The sequence below is a fragment of the Romboutsia weinsteinii genome, from assembly GCF_002250835.2.
GTDB lineage: Bacteria > Bacillota > Clostridia > Peptostreptococcales > Peptostreptococcaceae > Romboutsia_A > Romboutsia_A weinsteinii.
This window is the reverse complement of record NZ_NOJY02000060.1, coordinates 1-13,441: the sequence shown is the minus strand read 5'-3', so window position 1 is coordinate 13,441 and position 13,441 is coordinate 1. Positions and strand designations below refer to the sequence as shown.

16 protein-coding genes are annotated in these 13,441 nt (G+C 29.8%); 5 read left to right on the top strand and 11 right to left on the bottom strand.

Annotation, left to right across the window (positions count from 1 at the left end; all coding sequences use genetic code 11):
* Window positions 1–308: 308 nt before the first annotated feature.
* The 11 genes from CHL78_RS17470 to dnaA all read right to left on the bottom strand — a co-directional run bounded on the left by CHL78_RS17470 (window position 309) and on the right by dnaA (window position 10,903).
* A complete protein-coding gene (locus tag CHL78_RS17470) occupies window positions 309–1,082 on the bottom strand; it encodes a SigB/SigF/SigG family RNA polymerase sigma factor (RefSeq protein ID WP_094366926.1) in 774 nt (257 codons plus the stop codon).
* A complete protein-coding gene (locus CHL78_RS17465) occupies window positions 1,082–1,468 on the bottom strand; it encodes an ATP-binding protein (RefSeq protein WP_199534106.1) in 387 nt (128 codons plus the stop codon). Before CHL78_RS17465 ends, CHL78_RS17470 begins: the two co-directional genes overlap by 1 nt.
* A gap of 24 nt (window positions 1,469–1,492) precedes the next feature.
* Window positions 1,493–1,810, bottom strand: coding sequence for an STAS domain-containing protein (locus tag CHL78_RS17460; protein ID WP_094366924.1), 318 nt, complete (start codon window positions 1,808–1,810; stop codon window positions 1,493–1,495).
* A gap of 20 nt (window positions 1,811–1,830) precedes the next feature.
* On the bottom strand, window positions 1,831–2,088 hold the full coding sequence (locus CHL78_RS17455) for a hypothetical protein (RefSeq protein ID WP_094366923.1): 258 nt from the start codon (window positions 2,086–2,088) through the stop codon (window positions 1,831–1,833).
* Window positions 2,088–2,372, bottom strand: coding sequence for a YtxH domain-containing protein (locus CHL78_RS17450; protein WP_094366922.1), 285 nt, complete (start codon window positions 2,370–2,372; stop codon window positions 2,088–2,090). The genes CHL78_RS17455 and CHL78_RS17450 overlap by 1 nt, the downstream gene beginning before the upstream one ends.
* A 62-nt stretch (window positions 2,373–2,434) precedes the next feature.
* Window positions 2,435–4,858, bottom strand: a complete 2,424-nt coding sequence (gene gyrA / locus CHL78_RS17445; protein ID WP_094366921.1) for a DNA gyrase subunit A — start codon at window positions 4,856–4,858, stop codon at window positions 2,435–2,437.
* A 19-nt stretch (window positions 4,859–4,877) separates the two neighbouring features.
* A complete protein-coding gene (gene gyrB, locus CHL78_RS17440; protein WP_094366920.1) occupies window positions 4,878–6,779 on the bottom strand; it encodes a DNA topoisomerase (ATP-hydrolyzing) subunit B in 1,902 nt (633 codons plus the stop codon).
* Entirely contained in the window at window positions 6,780–7,895 is a 1,116-nt protein-coding gene (recF, locus tag CHL78_RS17435) for a DNA replication/repair protein RecF (RefSeq protein ID WP_094366919.1), read from the bottom strand. It lies immediately after the preceding gene.
* Window positions 7,896–7,911: 16 nt separating this feature from the next.
* On the bottom strand, window positions 7,912–8,118 hold the full coding sequence (yaaA, locus tag CHL78_RS17430) for a S4 domain-containing protein YaaA (protein WP_094366918.1): 207 nt from the start codon (window positions 8,116–8,118) through the stop codon (window positions 7,912–7,914).
* A gap of 118 nt (window positions 8,119–8,236) precedes the next feature.
* Window positions 8,237–9,343 (bottom strand): DNA polymerase III subunit beta, encoded by a 1,107-nt coding sequence (dnaN, locus tag CHL78_RS17425; protein WP_094366917.1) that lies wholly within the window; start codon window positions 9,341–9,343, stop codon window positions 8,237–8,239.
* Window positions 9,344–9,583: 240 nt separating this feature from the next.
* Window positions 9,584–10,903 (bottom strand): chromosomal replication initiator protein DnaA, encoded by a 1,320-nt coding sequence (gene dnaA / locus CHL78_RS17420; RefSeq protein ID WP_094366916.1) that lies wholly within the window; start codon window positions 10,901–10,903, stop codon window positions 9,584–9,586.
* A 656-nt stretch (window positions 10,904–11,559) separates the two neighbouring features.
* On the opposite strand from dnaA, the gene rpmH reads away from it, so the two are divergent.
* The 5 genes from rpmH to CHL78_RS17395 form a co-directional block, all read left to right on the top strand.
* Entirely contained in the window at window positions 11,560–11,694 is a 135-nt protein-coding gene (gene rpmH, locus CHL78_RS17415) for a 50S ribosomal protein L34 (protein ID WP_042277507.1), read from the top strand.
* An 81-nt stretch (window positions 11,695–11,775) separates the two neighbouring features.
* Window positions 11,776–12,120, top strand: a complete 345-nt coding sequence (gene rnpA / locus CHL78_RS17410) for a ribonuclease P protein component (protein ID WP_094366915.1) — start codon at window positions 11,776–11,778, stop codon at window positions 12,118–12,120.
* 35 nt (window positions 12,121–12,155) lie between these two features.
* Window positions 12,156–12,407: a membrane protein insertion efficiency factor YidD gene (gene yidD, locus CHL78_RS17405; protein ID WP_094366914.1), complete on the top strand. Its 252-nt coding sequence runs from the start codon at window positions 12,156–12,158 to the stop codon at window positions 12,405–12,407.
* A 30-nt stretch (window positions 12,408–12,437) separates the two neighbouring features.
* Window positions 12,438–13,139: a YidC/Oxa1 family membrane protein insertase gene (locus tag CHL78_RS17400; protein ID WP_094366913.1), complete on the top strand. Its 702-nt coding sequence runs from the start codon at window positions 12,438–12,440 to the stop codon at window positions 13,137–13,139.
* Window positions 13,111–13,441 (top strand): Jag N-terminal domain-containing protein (locus CHL78_RS17395; RefSeq protein WP_199534104.1); only part of this gene is annotated, 331 nt, incomplete at its 3' end. The genes CHL78_RS17400 and CHL78_RS17395, both read left to right, overlap by 29 nt.

The following is a 13,441-nucleotide window of genomic DNA, read 5'->3' as shown; positions in this document are numbered from 1 at the left end:
TTTTGACATGGGCTCAGATACTGTTATATATCTGGCTTTATGTTTGTTTGGTTGTTTCAAATTCTATAAATTAACCTACTGTTTAATTTTCAAAGTTCATTTTTCCAACTCATTTAGTATATCAAAGCCAACTCAGCTTGTCAACACTTTTTATTTCGTTGTTTTTATCTTGTTTGTTTTGTTTGTTTTGTTTGTTTTGTTTGTTTTGTGTCTCTTGGACAAGTAATAATATACCATGTTAATTTATGGGCGTCAATACTTTTTATAAAACTTTTTAAATAAATTTAAAAAGTTTTATAAAAAGGTCTCTACATATTCTTTTCGTACTCTTTTTTAAGCTTGTCTATTATCTTTCGTTCCAGCCTTGAGACTGTCATTTGAGATATCTCTAACTCTTTTGCAATAATAGATTGAGTTTTATCTAAAAAGAATCTGTCTTTGAATATCTTTACTTCTAGTTCGTTTAGGCTTTCCATAAATTTATTTACAAAATCTTTATTTTCTATATTTGAGAAGTTATTCTCTTCTTGACCTATTTTGTCTATAAGAGTGATATCTTTGTCTTCTGAATCGTCATTGCTTGATGAATCTAAAGATATTGGCTGATATCCATAAGATGCTTCCATAGCTTCTAATACATCTTCTTCGCTACAACCTATATGATCTGCAATATCTTTAACCTTAGGGTGCTTTTTATTCTTTTGCTCTAGGAATACTTTAGCTTCACTTATCTTTTTGCTTAACTCCTGGACTCTCCTTGGTACTCTAAGCGTCCATACCTTATCTCTAAAGTATTTTTTGATTTCCCCCACAATAGTAGGGGTTGCAAAACTTGAGAATTCGAATCCTTTTTCGATATCATATCTTTCAATCGCATATATTAATGCTAATGAAGCGACTTGATAAATATCTTCAAAATCAACACCCTTATTTATATACTTCTTAGCTAGCAAGTTTACTAAATATAGATGTCTTTCAATCAGAACGTTTCTAATCTCTCTATTCTTATCCTTACTATATAATCTGAATAGATCTTTAGTATCCATATCTAGATAGTTTGTAGCATTAGCTACATTTTTCATTAAAGATCAACTCCTAAATATTTAGTCATTTTTATTATTGTTCCCTTGTTGTCTTTTGACTCGATACTTACTTCATCCATTAAAGCTTGGATTATAAATAACCCTAGTCCATTTTCTTTAGGATTTTCTAAATCTGGTGTTGGTACTGAATCAATATCATATCCAGAACCATTATCTTTAATCTCTATGTCCAATCCATTATCTAATATATTAAATGTTATATTGAATTTTTCATCATCACTATGCTTAATAGCATTCGTACAAGCTTCTGATACAGCAACCTTTATATCTTCTATATCATCTATTGAAAAACCTATTTTATTAGCTATTCCAGATGTAGTAAGTCTTATTATACCTACATAATCAGGATTTGAGCTAATTTCCATTTTTATAGTTTCACAAGTCAAAGTCTATCCCTCCACTTTAAATATTTTATCTAGACCTGTTATAGTAAAGATTTTTCTAACATTACTTCTAGGGTTAACTATGTATATTTCTTTACCATCTGCTCTTAATTTCTTTAATACCCCAATCATAACACCTAAACCAGTTGAATCTATGTATTCTAATTCTTCAAGATTTATTTTCATATCTACTATTTCCTGATCTGTTAATCCATGTAAATGTTCTTTTAATTTTTCTGCTGTAGATACATCTAGCTCTCCTGCTAGATTAACTTCCCAAACGTTGATTTGATCATTTAATTTTGAGTTTATATTTATTGCCATCTGTCTACCTCCTATTATATTTATCTTTTTACAGATTTAAATATTCTAGCTACTGAAGCTACCTTACCTGCTACACTTAATATATCATCTGCACTTTCAGTTATGGATGCTACATTTTCGATAGTATCTTGAATATGTCTTTCATTATAGTCTACTAATTTATAAGCTTTATCAGTTATTTTAGTTGCACTATTTAATAATCTTGCCACATATATTCCTACTATCAACGCTGAACTTCCAAATAATACTGCCCCAATTTGCCAACCAATAGCATTCATTATTTAACTTCTCCCTCATCGTCAAAACTCTTACTTATTACTATTTCTTCTTCTGATATTTTTATATCATCAAATTCAGAGCTATCATCTATCAAAGTAGTTATTCTTTCTTTTACATCATTGAATGTTTCATGTAGAACATCTTTAGGATTCTCTTTTACTTCGTCAAACTTGTCTTTTGCGTCTTTTCTTAGTTCAGATCCTTTTTTCGGAGCTAGAAATAGTCCAGCTATAAATCCTATTATTACTCCAAAGAATAAAAATTTACTTCTGTTCTTACTCATATTATGTACTCCTCTCTATAATCTAATATAAATAAATTGTGAAAAAGAATAGGATATTTATCCTATTCTTCTATATTTATTTTAGCAATTGAAACAACATTTACTTCATCATTAGTCTTCATCAGCTTAACACCGCTTGTAACTCTACCAAATAATGAAATTTCATTAACTCTTAATCTGATTAATACCCCATCAGAGTTTATTATCATCATTTCATCATCTTCATTTACCATTTCAGCTCCGACAATTTTACCAGTCTTTTCAGCTATATTATAAGTTTTTATACCTTTTCCAGCTCTTATCTGACTTCTGTACTCTGATATATCTGTTCTTTTTCCAAATCCATTTTCACTAACTACTAATAAATCAGTTCCTTCATCGCATAGGCTCATAGATACTACTTTATCTTCTTTAGATAAACTTATACCTTTTACACCCATTGCAGTTCTACCCATATGTCTTATGTCATTTTCATCAAATCTTATAGACATACCTCCTTGAGTTACTAAAAGAACATCCTTACGTCCATCAGTAAGTTTAACATCTATAAGTTCATCATCTTCTCTTAAACCTATAGCTATAAGACCAGATTTGTTTATATTTTTAAATTCTTCTCTTTCAGTCTTTTTAACTATACCGTTCTTAGTAGCAAATAATAAGTACTTATCTTCACCTTGTGCATCTATTGGAATCAGAGTAGCTATCTTTTCATCCGGTCCTAGTTGAAGTAAGTTTACTATAGCAGTTCCCTTAGCTTGTCTCTTACCTTCAGGTATTTCATAGGCATTTAATCTAAATACTCTACCTTTATTTGTGAAGAATAGTAGCCTACTGTGAGTCGTAGTACTTACAAGGTGTTTTACAAAGTCTTCTTCTCTCGTTGTAAGAGCAGAGATTCCTCTTCCGCCTCTATTTTGACTCTTATAAGTATCTGCAGGAACTCTCTTGATATATCCGAAGTGAGTAAGAGTTATCGCTATCTCTTCATCATTTATTAGATCTCTCATATCAATTTCGCCTTCTGCATGTCTTATCTCTGTTCTTCTATCATCTGCATAATTCTCTCTAATTATAAGCATTTCTTTCTTAATTACGTTTAGAAGTAATTTTTCATCTGCTAATATTTCTCTTAATTTGTTTATTTTATTCATTAATTCGTCATATTCAGCATCTATTTTATCTCTTTCTAAACCAGTAAGCCTTTGAAGCCTCATATCTAATATAGCCTGAGCTTGAATATCAGATAATTTAAACTTCTCAATTAATCCAGCCTTAGCCTCTTGAGTAGTTTTAGATCCTCTTATTAAACTTATAACTGCATCTATATTATCTAAAGCTATTTTTAACCCCTCTAATATATGAGCTCTAGCTTCAGCTTTATTTAATTCAAACTTAGTTCTTCTAGTTACTACATCTTTTTGATGCTCTATATAGTGATATAATATTTGCTTAAGATTTAATATTCTAGGTTGCTTATTTACTAAAGCAAGCATTATTATACTAAAAGTATCTTCCATTTGAGAATGCTTATAAAGATTATTTAATACTATATTAGCATTAGCATCTCTCTTAAGCTCTATAACTATTCTCATACCATTTCTATTACTTTCATCTCTTAAGTCAGATATACCTTCTAATTTCTTTTCCTTAACTAATTCAGCTATTCTTTCAACTAATTTAGCTTTATTTACTTGGTATGGTATTTCAGTAACTATTATTTGTTGTTTTCCTTTAGCTAATTCTTCTATATAAGCTCTAGCTCTAACTTTTACTTTTCCTCTACCAGTTCTATAAGCTTCTGATATATTTTCTTTTCCCATTATTATTGCTGATGTTGGGAAATCTGGTCCTTGTACATACTGAATTAAATCATCCACTGTACTTTCTGGATTATCTATTAAGTGTACAGTCGCATCGATTACCTCTCCTAAGTTATGAGGAGGTATTGATGTTGCCATACCAACAGCTATACCATTAGATCCATTTACAAGTAAATTTGGGTATCTAGCCGGTAATACAGAAGGCTCTTTTAAAGATTCATCAAAGTTTGGGTCAAAATCAACTGTTTCTTTATCTATGTCTCTTAATAATTCAAGTGATAACTTACTCATTCTAGCTTCTGTATAACGCATTGCCGCTGGTGAGTCACCATCTACAGACCCGAAGTTACCGTGTCCATCAACTAATAGTCCTCTAGTTGAGAAATCTTGTGCCATTCTAACCATAGCTAAGTAAACGGCACTATCACCATGTGGATGGTACTTACCAAGAACGTCCCCAACTATACGTGCAGACTTTCTGTATGGTTTATCAGGCGTTAAATTTAATTCACTCATAGAATATAGTATTCTTCTATGAACAGGCTTTAGACCGTCTCTTACATCAGGAAGAGCACGACCAGCTATAACACTCATCGCATAATCTATATACGATGTTTTCATCTCGTCAGCTATTTCTATAGGTAATATTCTGTTATTTTCTTCCATATCAAACCTATCTCCTTCCCTATATATCTAAGTTTCTAACGTATTTCGCATTAGTCTCTATAAATTCTTTTCTTGGAGCTACTTTATCACCCATTAGCATTGAGAATACCTCATCTGCTACTGCTGCATCTTCTATAGATACTTGTAATAAAGTTCTAGTTTCTGGGTTCATAGTAGTATCCCATAACTGCTCAGCGTTCATCTCTCCAAGTCCCTTATATCTTTGAAGCTCTACGCCTTGTCTTCCTATTTCTTCTAATAAGTTAGTTAACTGTGTCTCAGTATAAACATAGTGCTCTTTCTTTTGTTTTTTAACTTTGTATAGAGGTGGCTGTGCAATATATACATATCCATTTTCTATAAGAGGTCTCATATATCTAAAGAAGAACGTTAATAATAGTGTTCTTATGTGAGCTCCATCGACATCGGCATCGGTCATGATTACTATTTTATGATATCTTGCTTTATCTAAATCAAAATCATTACCTACACCACATCCGTATGCCGTTATCATATTCTTTATTTCATCAGAAGATAATATTTTATCTAATCTTGATTTTTCAACATTAAGTATCTTACCTCTTAATGGTAATATTGCTTGGCTATGTCTATCTCTACCTTGCTTCGCAGAACCACCGGCAGAATCCCCTTCGACTAAGAATATTTCACTCTTTGAAGGATCTTTCTCAGCACAGTCAGCTAATTTCCCTGGTAATGATGTACTTTCTAGTACACTCTTTCTTCTAGTTAATTCTCTTGCTCTCTTTGCAGCTTCTCTTGCTCTTTGTGCTCTAAGACCTTTATCAACTATTATTCTAGCAGTAGTTGGGTTTTCTTCTAAGAAAGAACCTAGTTCTTCTACAGTTACACCATCAACTATACCTCTCATCTCTGTGTTACCTAATTTAGTCTTCGTTTGACCTTCGAATTGAGGCTCAGGAAGCTTAACAGATACTACAGCAGTAAGACCTTCTCTTATATCTTCTCCTATTAAGTTAGGATCACTATCTTTTAATAACTTGTTTCTCTTAGCATATTCATTTATTGTTTTTGTTATAGCCGCCTTGAAACCAGCTAAGTGAGATCCACCTTCGTGAGTACTTATATTGTTAGCAAAAGAATATATGTTCTCTGAATAACCGTCAGTGTACTGCATTGCTATCTCTACAACAAAGTCTTTTACTTTTTTATCTATATAAATTATTTCTTCATGTATACCTGTTCTAGTTTTGTTTAAGTATTTTACATACTCTACTAGTCCACCAGTATAATGGAATTCTTTCTTCTTAGTACTTTCTTCTCTCTTATCTTCAAATACTATTCTGATACCTTTGTTTAAGAAAGATAATTCTCTTAGTCTATGCTCTAAAGTTTCGTATTTGAATTCTACTTCATCAAATATTGTCTCATCAGGCATAAAACTAATCATTGTACCTGTATGTTTAGCCTCACCAACTTTATCAAGTGATGATGTTGCAAAACCTTTCTCATACGTTTGTCTATATATATTTCCGTCTCTGTATACTTCAGCAACTAACCACTTTGATAATGCATTAACTACAGAAACCCCAACTCCGTGAAGACCACCAGATACCTTGTATCCTCCTCCACCGAATTTTCCTCCTGCATGAAGAACTGTTAAAACTGTTTCTAATGTTGACTTTCCAGTCTTTGGATGTACCTCTACTGGTATACCCCTTCCGTTATCTTTACAAGTTATACTTCCATCTTCGTTTATAGATACATATATTTCAGAGCAATAACCTTGTAATGCTTCATCTATACTGTTATCTACAACCTCATAAACTAAATGGTGTAAACCTCTAGGACCAGTAGAACCTATATACATACCAGGTCTTTTTCTAACGGCTTCTAATCCTTCTAATACTTGTATCTGACTTGCACCGTATTCTTGTTTCATCTAGTTACCTCCATTCTCTATGTTAATAACCTGTCCTTTATCTATATTGAAAATAGTAGTATTTTCTTTATCAAATATATTTTTATGTGAAATCTCAGCTGTAGTTATAAACATCTGAACAACACTCAAATTGCTAACTAGAAGTCTTTGTCGTGTTTCATCTAATTCACTAAATACATCGTCTAATATTAAGACAGGATACTCTCCTACTTCTTTATTTATTAACTCTATTTCTGACAACTTCAATGAAATTGAAGCAGTCCTTTGTTGACCTTGTGATCCATATAACCTTACATCTAGATCATTTATGAATATATTTAAATCATCCTTATGTATTCCATACCTAGTTGTTCTGGTTTCTATATCATGTTTTCTACTCGATACTAACTTCTCTAAAAATCTAGTATATATGGTACTCACAGTATCTTCATCGCTCACATTTATTTGATTTTTATATGTTATAGATAGGTCTTCAATATTATTAGTTAGCTTTTTATGCAACTCTATAGATATATTGGCTATCTTTTTTATAAAATCTCTTCTTAGAATATAAATATAGCTACCATACTGGGCCAAACTTTCATCATATACATCTAATAATGCCTCATCTATATAATTACTTTTTAGTAGTTTGTTTTTTTGAAATAAAATTTTGTTGTAGCTAGTAAGATAGTTATAATACTTTGGCATAATCTGACTTATTTCTTTATCAATAAAAGCACGTCTCTCTTTTGGACCTTCTTTTACTAACCTTAGATCCTCCGGCGAAAATATCACAACATTTAGATTTCCAAGTAATTCTTGTATTTTTTGAATGTGTATTTTATTTACTTTAATACCTTTTTTATTCTTTCCAATAGCAACTTCTATTAGACCATTAGTATTATGCTTGGAAAAATTACCGCCTACATACAGATTTTCAGTATCAAATTTGATTAGTTCTCTATCTTTGTTAGTTCTAAATGATTTTCCAAATGATAGCATATATATAGATTCTACTATATTTGTCTTTCCTTGGCCATTCTTACCAACAAGTAGATTTACTTTCTCATTAAATTCTAAATGTAAGTTATTGTAATTTCTAAAATTAACTAATTGCAGATTTCTTAGTCGCATAAAAGACGCTCCTCATTTATACTACTTTTATTGTGTTTCCTTCTACTTCCACTACATCGCCAGTTCTTATTTTTTTGCCTCTTCTTAATTCTATTTCTCCATTTACTTTTACTAATCCTTCTTGTATTAAGAACTTAGCATGTCCACCAGTTGAAGCTATATCAACAAATTTAAGAAATTGATCTAGTTTTATATATTCTGAATCTATAGTTATTTCAATCATATTGAATCCTCCTATTTCCTCTATTAGTTATTATTCCAATTAATTCATTAAAAATATATTATACCATAAAAATGCTAATAAAAACCCAACTTTATGCTAGTTGGGTTTTCTGTCATTTCTATATGTTTGATGATATTCTTACAGGTAGTAATAAATAAGTATATTTTACACCATCTGCAGGTTTAATTATGCATGGGTTGATATTTGTTGTAAATTCGATAAATATTTCTTCACTATCTATATTTTTTAGACCCTCTAAGAAATATCTAGAGTTAAACGCTATATCTAAATAATCTCCTTCTAATTCTAACGAAATTTCTTCATATACATTACCTCTATCAGTATTAGAAGTTATAGCCATTGTATTATCTCTTATAGATAGCTTTATAAGATTATTTTTCTCTGATTGAGAAAGTAAAGAAGCTCTTTCAATACTATTTAAAAGATCTTTCGTATTTAACTTTACTCTTGAATTATGTTCTCTAGGTAATAATTTCTTATAGTCTATGAATTCTCCTTCAAGAAGTCTAGTAATTATTTTTGTGTCCTCTATTATGAATATCGCATTTTTATCGTCAAATCCTATTTTTACTTCTTCTTCTGATGATAATAAGCTGTTTACATCATTAAGAGTTTTTCCAGGTATAATAAGCTTTGTGTTATTTCTTATGTTTTCAACGTTGCAGCTTCTAACTGCTAATCTATACCCATCTATTGCAACTAAACTTATATTTCCATCGTTTATTTCTAGCAATTCACCCATTAATATAGGTTTTGTTTGATCTTGAGATATAGCAAATACTGTTTGCTTTATCATATTTTTTAATAAGTCTTGAGGTATATTGTATAAATCATTATCATTAACCTCTGGTAATCTAGGATATTCTTTAGCAGAATCTCCTTTTATCTTAAATCTAGAATTTAAGCAATTAATATATATATTATTTTCCGAATCACTTTCTATCTCAACAAATGAATCTGGTAACTTTCTAATTATATCCCCAAATAATCTAGCATTAACTACTATGTCACCTTCTTCTATTACTTCAGCTTGTGTATAAGTTTCTATACCTATTTCTAAATCATATCCTGTTAATTTTAACTGATCATCTTTAGCTGATAATAATATACCTTTTAGTAAGTCTAAAGTTGTTTTTGAGTTTATAGCTTTTTGAGTAATACCTATTTTATGAGCTAAAAGTTTTTGGTTGCAAATTATCTTCAATGTGGATAACCTCCTTATTGCATTTATATAAAAAAATAAATAAAAAAAATAGTAGTAATAGTAGTAGGTGCTGTTGATAATGTGTATAACCATATACAGCCCAATAAAGGCAAAGATATCAACATGTTTATAAAATGTTAATATCTTTGTTATTTTTTTTGGAATAAAATGTGTATAAATTATTAGTAAAAAAATATACACATCTTATCAAGGTGATATTAACAGACAAATGTGTATAAATTATCCCTTTAAATCCGAGATTATTTTGTCTATTTTAATTTTAATCTCTTCATTAGCTTCTATTTCACGAGCTACTTTATCATGAGCATGTATAACCGTAGTATGATCTCTTCCACCAAACTCTTCACCTATCTTAGGAAGTGATAAATCTGTTAGCTCACGAGATAAATACATAGCTATTTGCCTTGGATAAGCAATAGATCTCGTTCTTTTCTTTGAATTAAAGTCTTCCATCTTTATATTAAGAACAGAAGAAACTTTTTCTTTTATTCTATTTACAGTAATCTCTTCATTTTTAGAAGTAGTTATAATATCTTTTAAAGCTTCAGTTGCTAATTCAAAAGATATTGTTCTATTTGTAAGAGAAGAATATGCAACTACACGAGTCAAAGCACCTTCTAATTCTCTTATATTAGATTTAATATTCTTAGCAATATAAGTCATTACCTCATTTGGTACTTCTATATTCTCCATTTGAGCTTTTTTTCTAAGTATTGCTATTCTAGTTTCGAAATCAGGAGCTTGTATATCTGTTATAAGTCCCATTTCAAACCTTGATCTTAATCTATCTTCTAGAGTAGGAATCTCTTTTGGAGGTCTATCACTAGAGATGATTATTTGCTTATTAGCTTCATGTAATGTATTGAAAGTATGGAAGAATTCTTCTTGAGTTCTTTCTTTTCCAGCAATAAATTGGATATCATCTATCAATAGTATGTCTACATTTCTGTATTTATTTCTAAATTCTTCGTTTTTATCATCTTTTATAGAGTTTATAAGTTCATTTGTAAATTTTTCAGATGAAACGTAAACAACCGTTGGATTTTTCTTTTGGTTAACGATATGATGTCCTATAGCATGCATTAAATGTGTTTTTCCTAATCCAACACCTCCATATAAGAATAGAGGATTGTAGGCTCTAGCTGGTGATTCAGCAACTGCAACACATGCAGCATGGGCAAATCTATTACTATTTCCGATTACAAATGTGTCAAAAGTATATTTTGGATTTAAATTAGGATAGCTCTTTTTTATAGACGAAATATTAATTTCTTCACCTAAGCCCTCAACTTCTTTTTCACTCAAAACGAATTTAACATTATATTTTTTTAATGATAGCTGATTTACTGAACTTTCTATAAGATTTAAATATCTATCTTCTAATATACTTTTAGTGAAATCATTAGGTACTAAAAGTATTACATCGTTTAAATAGATTTTTAAAGGTACGATTTGCTTAAAAAAAGCGTTAAAACTAGGTGGAGATAACTCACCTTTAATTAATTGTAGTGTTTTGTCCCATAAAGAAACTATATCCATAATTATAAACCTCCGAACAGAATAATTAACATCTTCCACAAAGTTATTAACAAAAACAAAGTAAAAAATGTATATTTGACAAAATAACTAAAGTTATGGACAAAGATGTGGATAATATAATAATAACCTAAATTATCCTAAAAAAATAAAAAGATATAAACAATATGTATATAAAGTTATAAATAGTATCAATATATAAAAGTATAGCTTATAATGTAGAGTATTATCATACTCATTAGAAGTTATACACATTTATATCCACAGCTTGTGAATAAATTTAATAAGTTAATAAATTTTATGAACATTATCAACAAGTATATTAATAATATCAGAATATATGCCATATTTCAATATTTAATGAGTAATTTATCCACAATACTAAGTGGTTGTTGATAAAATTTATAAATTTAACATATTTCCGATTTTTTACGAAAAAAATAACTATTAATAATGTATAAATTGATGATATAAAATATAGGTCCTTAATTACTATATATAAAGGATGTTTTAGATAAGGAAGAATGTGATTTAGCTAGTCCAAAAAGCCGTTGACAACTAATATAAAAGCATTTATAATTGTATATGTTATGTTTACTTTGAGGGTAAAGTTATTATTTTTATAAACGGAAAAACAAATCTGAAAGGCGGTGCAATAAATGAAAAGAACTTATCAACCAAAAAAGAGACAAAGAAAGAAAGAACATGGTTTCAGAAAGAGAATGAAAACGTCTAACGGAAGAAACGTGTTAAGAAGAAGAAGAGCTAAAGGAAGAAATAGATTAACTCATTAATTAAAAAAAGGCCGCTTTCAAAGTGGCCTTTTTGTGTAAAATTTTCTAATAATAAGCTGTGTTTATGGAGGGGTTAATGATATGGACTTTAATGAAACTAAAGGTTTAAAAAAAGACTCTGATTTTAGAAAAGTATATAAACACGGCAAATCTATTGCAAACAGATATTTAGTAATGTATATACTGAAGAATAAATCAGACTCAAGTAGAGTAGGAATATCAATTTCTAAAAAAGTAGGAAAAGCGATTACACGAAATAGAATAAGAAGATTAATAAAAGAAGTATATAGATTGGATATTGATAGCAAAGTGAAAAGTGGATACGATATAGTATTTATTGCTAGAATGCCAAGCAAAGATGCTACTTTTAAAGATATAGAGAAATCAATAAATACTTTGGCTAAAAAAGCAGATATTTTGATGTAGAAAAGTATAGTGTGGTATATGTGGAGGTCTTCAATTTGAATAAAAAAAATAATATATTGAAGGAAATTAATAGGTATTTAGCGAAAATATGTATTTGTCTAGTTAAAATTTATCAAAAATATATATCTCCTTTAAAAGGACCTACATGCAGATTTTATCCAACATGTTCACAGTATTCAATAGAGGCATTTAAGAAATACGGATTATTCAAGGGCTTTTACCTAAGTATAAGAAGAATACTAAAATGTCATCCTTTTCATCCTGGAGGATATGATCCTCTAAAATAAAACATTAAGTTACTTTAGGAGGTACAAGAAGTGGGCATTATCAGTAATTTTTTAGGGAGTATTTTGAAATTCATATTTGATTTTACTAATCAATATGGGGTTTCTATAATACTATTTACAGTTTTTGTAAAGGTACTATTATTACCACTTACAATCAAACAAACTAAGTCAACAAAAGCAATGCAAGATATACAACCAAGAATGCAAGAAATACAAGAAAAATATAAGAATAAACCAGAAAAACAACAACAAGAAATAATGAAGCTGTACCAAGAAGCAAAAATAAATCCATTAGCAGGATGTTTACCACTATTAATACAAATGCCTATATTAATAGGATTATTTAGTGTTTTAAGAGAACCTGTTCAATACGGTGTTTTCGCAAGTCAAGCGGCATTTACGAATGCTGACAGTGGATTCTTATGGATGCAAAGTTTAACAAAGCCAGATTATATATTAGCAATATTCTCAGGGGCGAGTGCATTTTTAATGCAAAAGATTATGATGCCAAAAGATCAACAACAAGGTTCAATGAAGGTTATGACATATGTTATGGCGGGGATGTCGCTTTATTGGGGATTCATGTTCCCAGCGGGTCTTACACTTTACTGGACAGTAAGTAACGTATTCTCAATAGCGCAACACTATTTAATAATGAATCCTCTAAAAGCTAAACTGGCTAACTCTAAGGAGGAAGTAATAAATGAAAAGAAGCCTACAATTAAAAAGTAAAACAGAACAAGATGCTATAGCTAAAGCTTTAGAACAACTAAAAGTAAGTGCCGAAGATATTGAAGTTGAAGTTTTAGAAAATCCAACTAAAGGATTCTTAGGTCTAATAGGGGCCAAAGATGGTATTTACAAAATAACAGTTATCGAAAAAGAAACTGATATAGCAAAAAGTTTTATAGAAAACATACTTAAGAATGCAAATGTAGATGCAAGTGTTAATGTTACTCAAGAAAACAACTTAATCAAAGTAGATATAGAAGGAAATGATGTTGCATGTTTAATAGGAAGAAGAGGAGAAACAT

Coding starts and splice junctions, on each gene's coding strand:
- rpmH (WP_042277507.1), top strand. CDS start 11,560: ATGAAAAGAACTTATCAACCAAAAAAGAGACAAAGAAAGAAAGAACAT.
- CHL78_RS17450 (WP_094366922.1), bottom strand. CDS start 2,372: ATGAGTAAGAACAGAAGTAAATTTTTATTCTTTGGAGTAATAATAGGA.
- CHL78_RS17465 (WP_199534106.1), bottom strand. CDS start 1,468: ATGGAAATTAGCTCAAATCCTGATTATGTAGGTATAATAAGACTTACT.
- recF (WP_094366919.1), bottom strand. CDS start 7,895: ATGCGACTAAGAAATCTGCAATTAGTTAATTTTAGAAATTACAATAAC.
- yaaA (WP_094366918.1), bottom strand. CDS start 8,118: ATGATTGAAATAACTATAGATTCAGAATATATAAAACTAGATCAATTT.
- CHL78_RS17455 (WP_094366923.1), bottom strand. CDS start 2,088: ATGAATGCTATTGGTTGGCAAATTGGGGCAGTATTATTTGGAAGTTCA.
- gyrB (WP_094366920.1), bottom strand. CDS start 6,779: ATGAAACAAGAATACGGTGCAAGTCAGATACAAGTATTAGAAGGATTA.
- rnpA (WP_094366915.1), top strand. CDS start 11,776: ATGGACTTTAATGAAACTAAAGGTTTAAAAAAAGACTCTGATTTTAGA.
- dnaA (WP_094366916.1), bottom strand. CDS start 10,903: ATGGATATAGTTTCTTTATGGGACAAAACACTACAATTAATTAAAGGT.
- gyrA (WP_094366921.1), bottom strand. CDS start 4,858: ATGGAAGAAAATAACAGAATATTACCTATAGAAATAGCTGACGAGATG.
- CHL78_RS17460 (WP_094366924.1), bottom strand. CDS start 1,810: ATGGCAATAAATATAAACTCAAAATTAAATGATCAAATCAACGTTTGG.
- CHL78_RS17470 (WP_094366926.1), bottom strand. CDS start 1,082: ATGAAAAATGTAGCTAATGCTACAAACTATCTAGATATGGATACTAAA.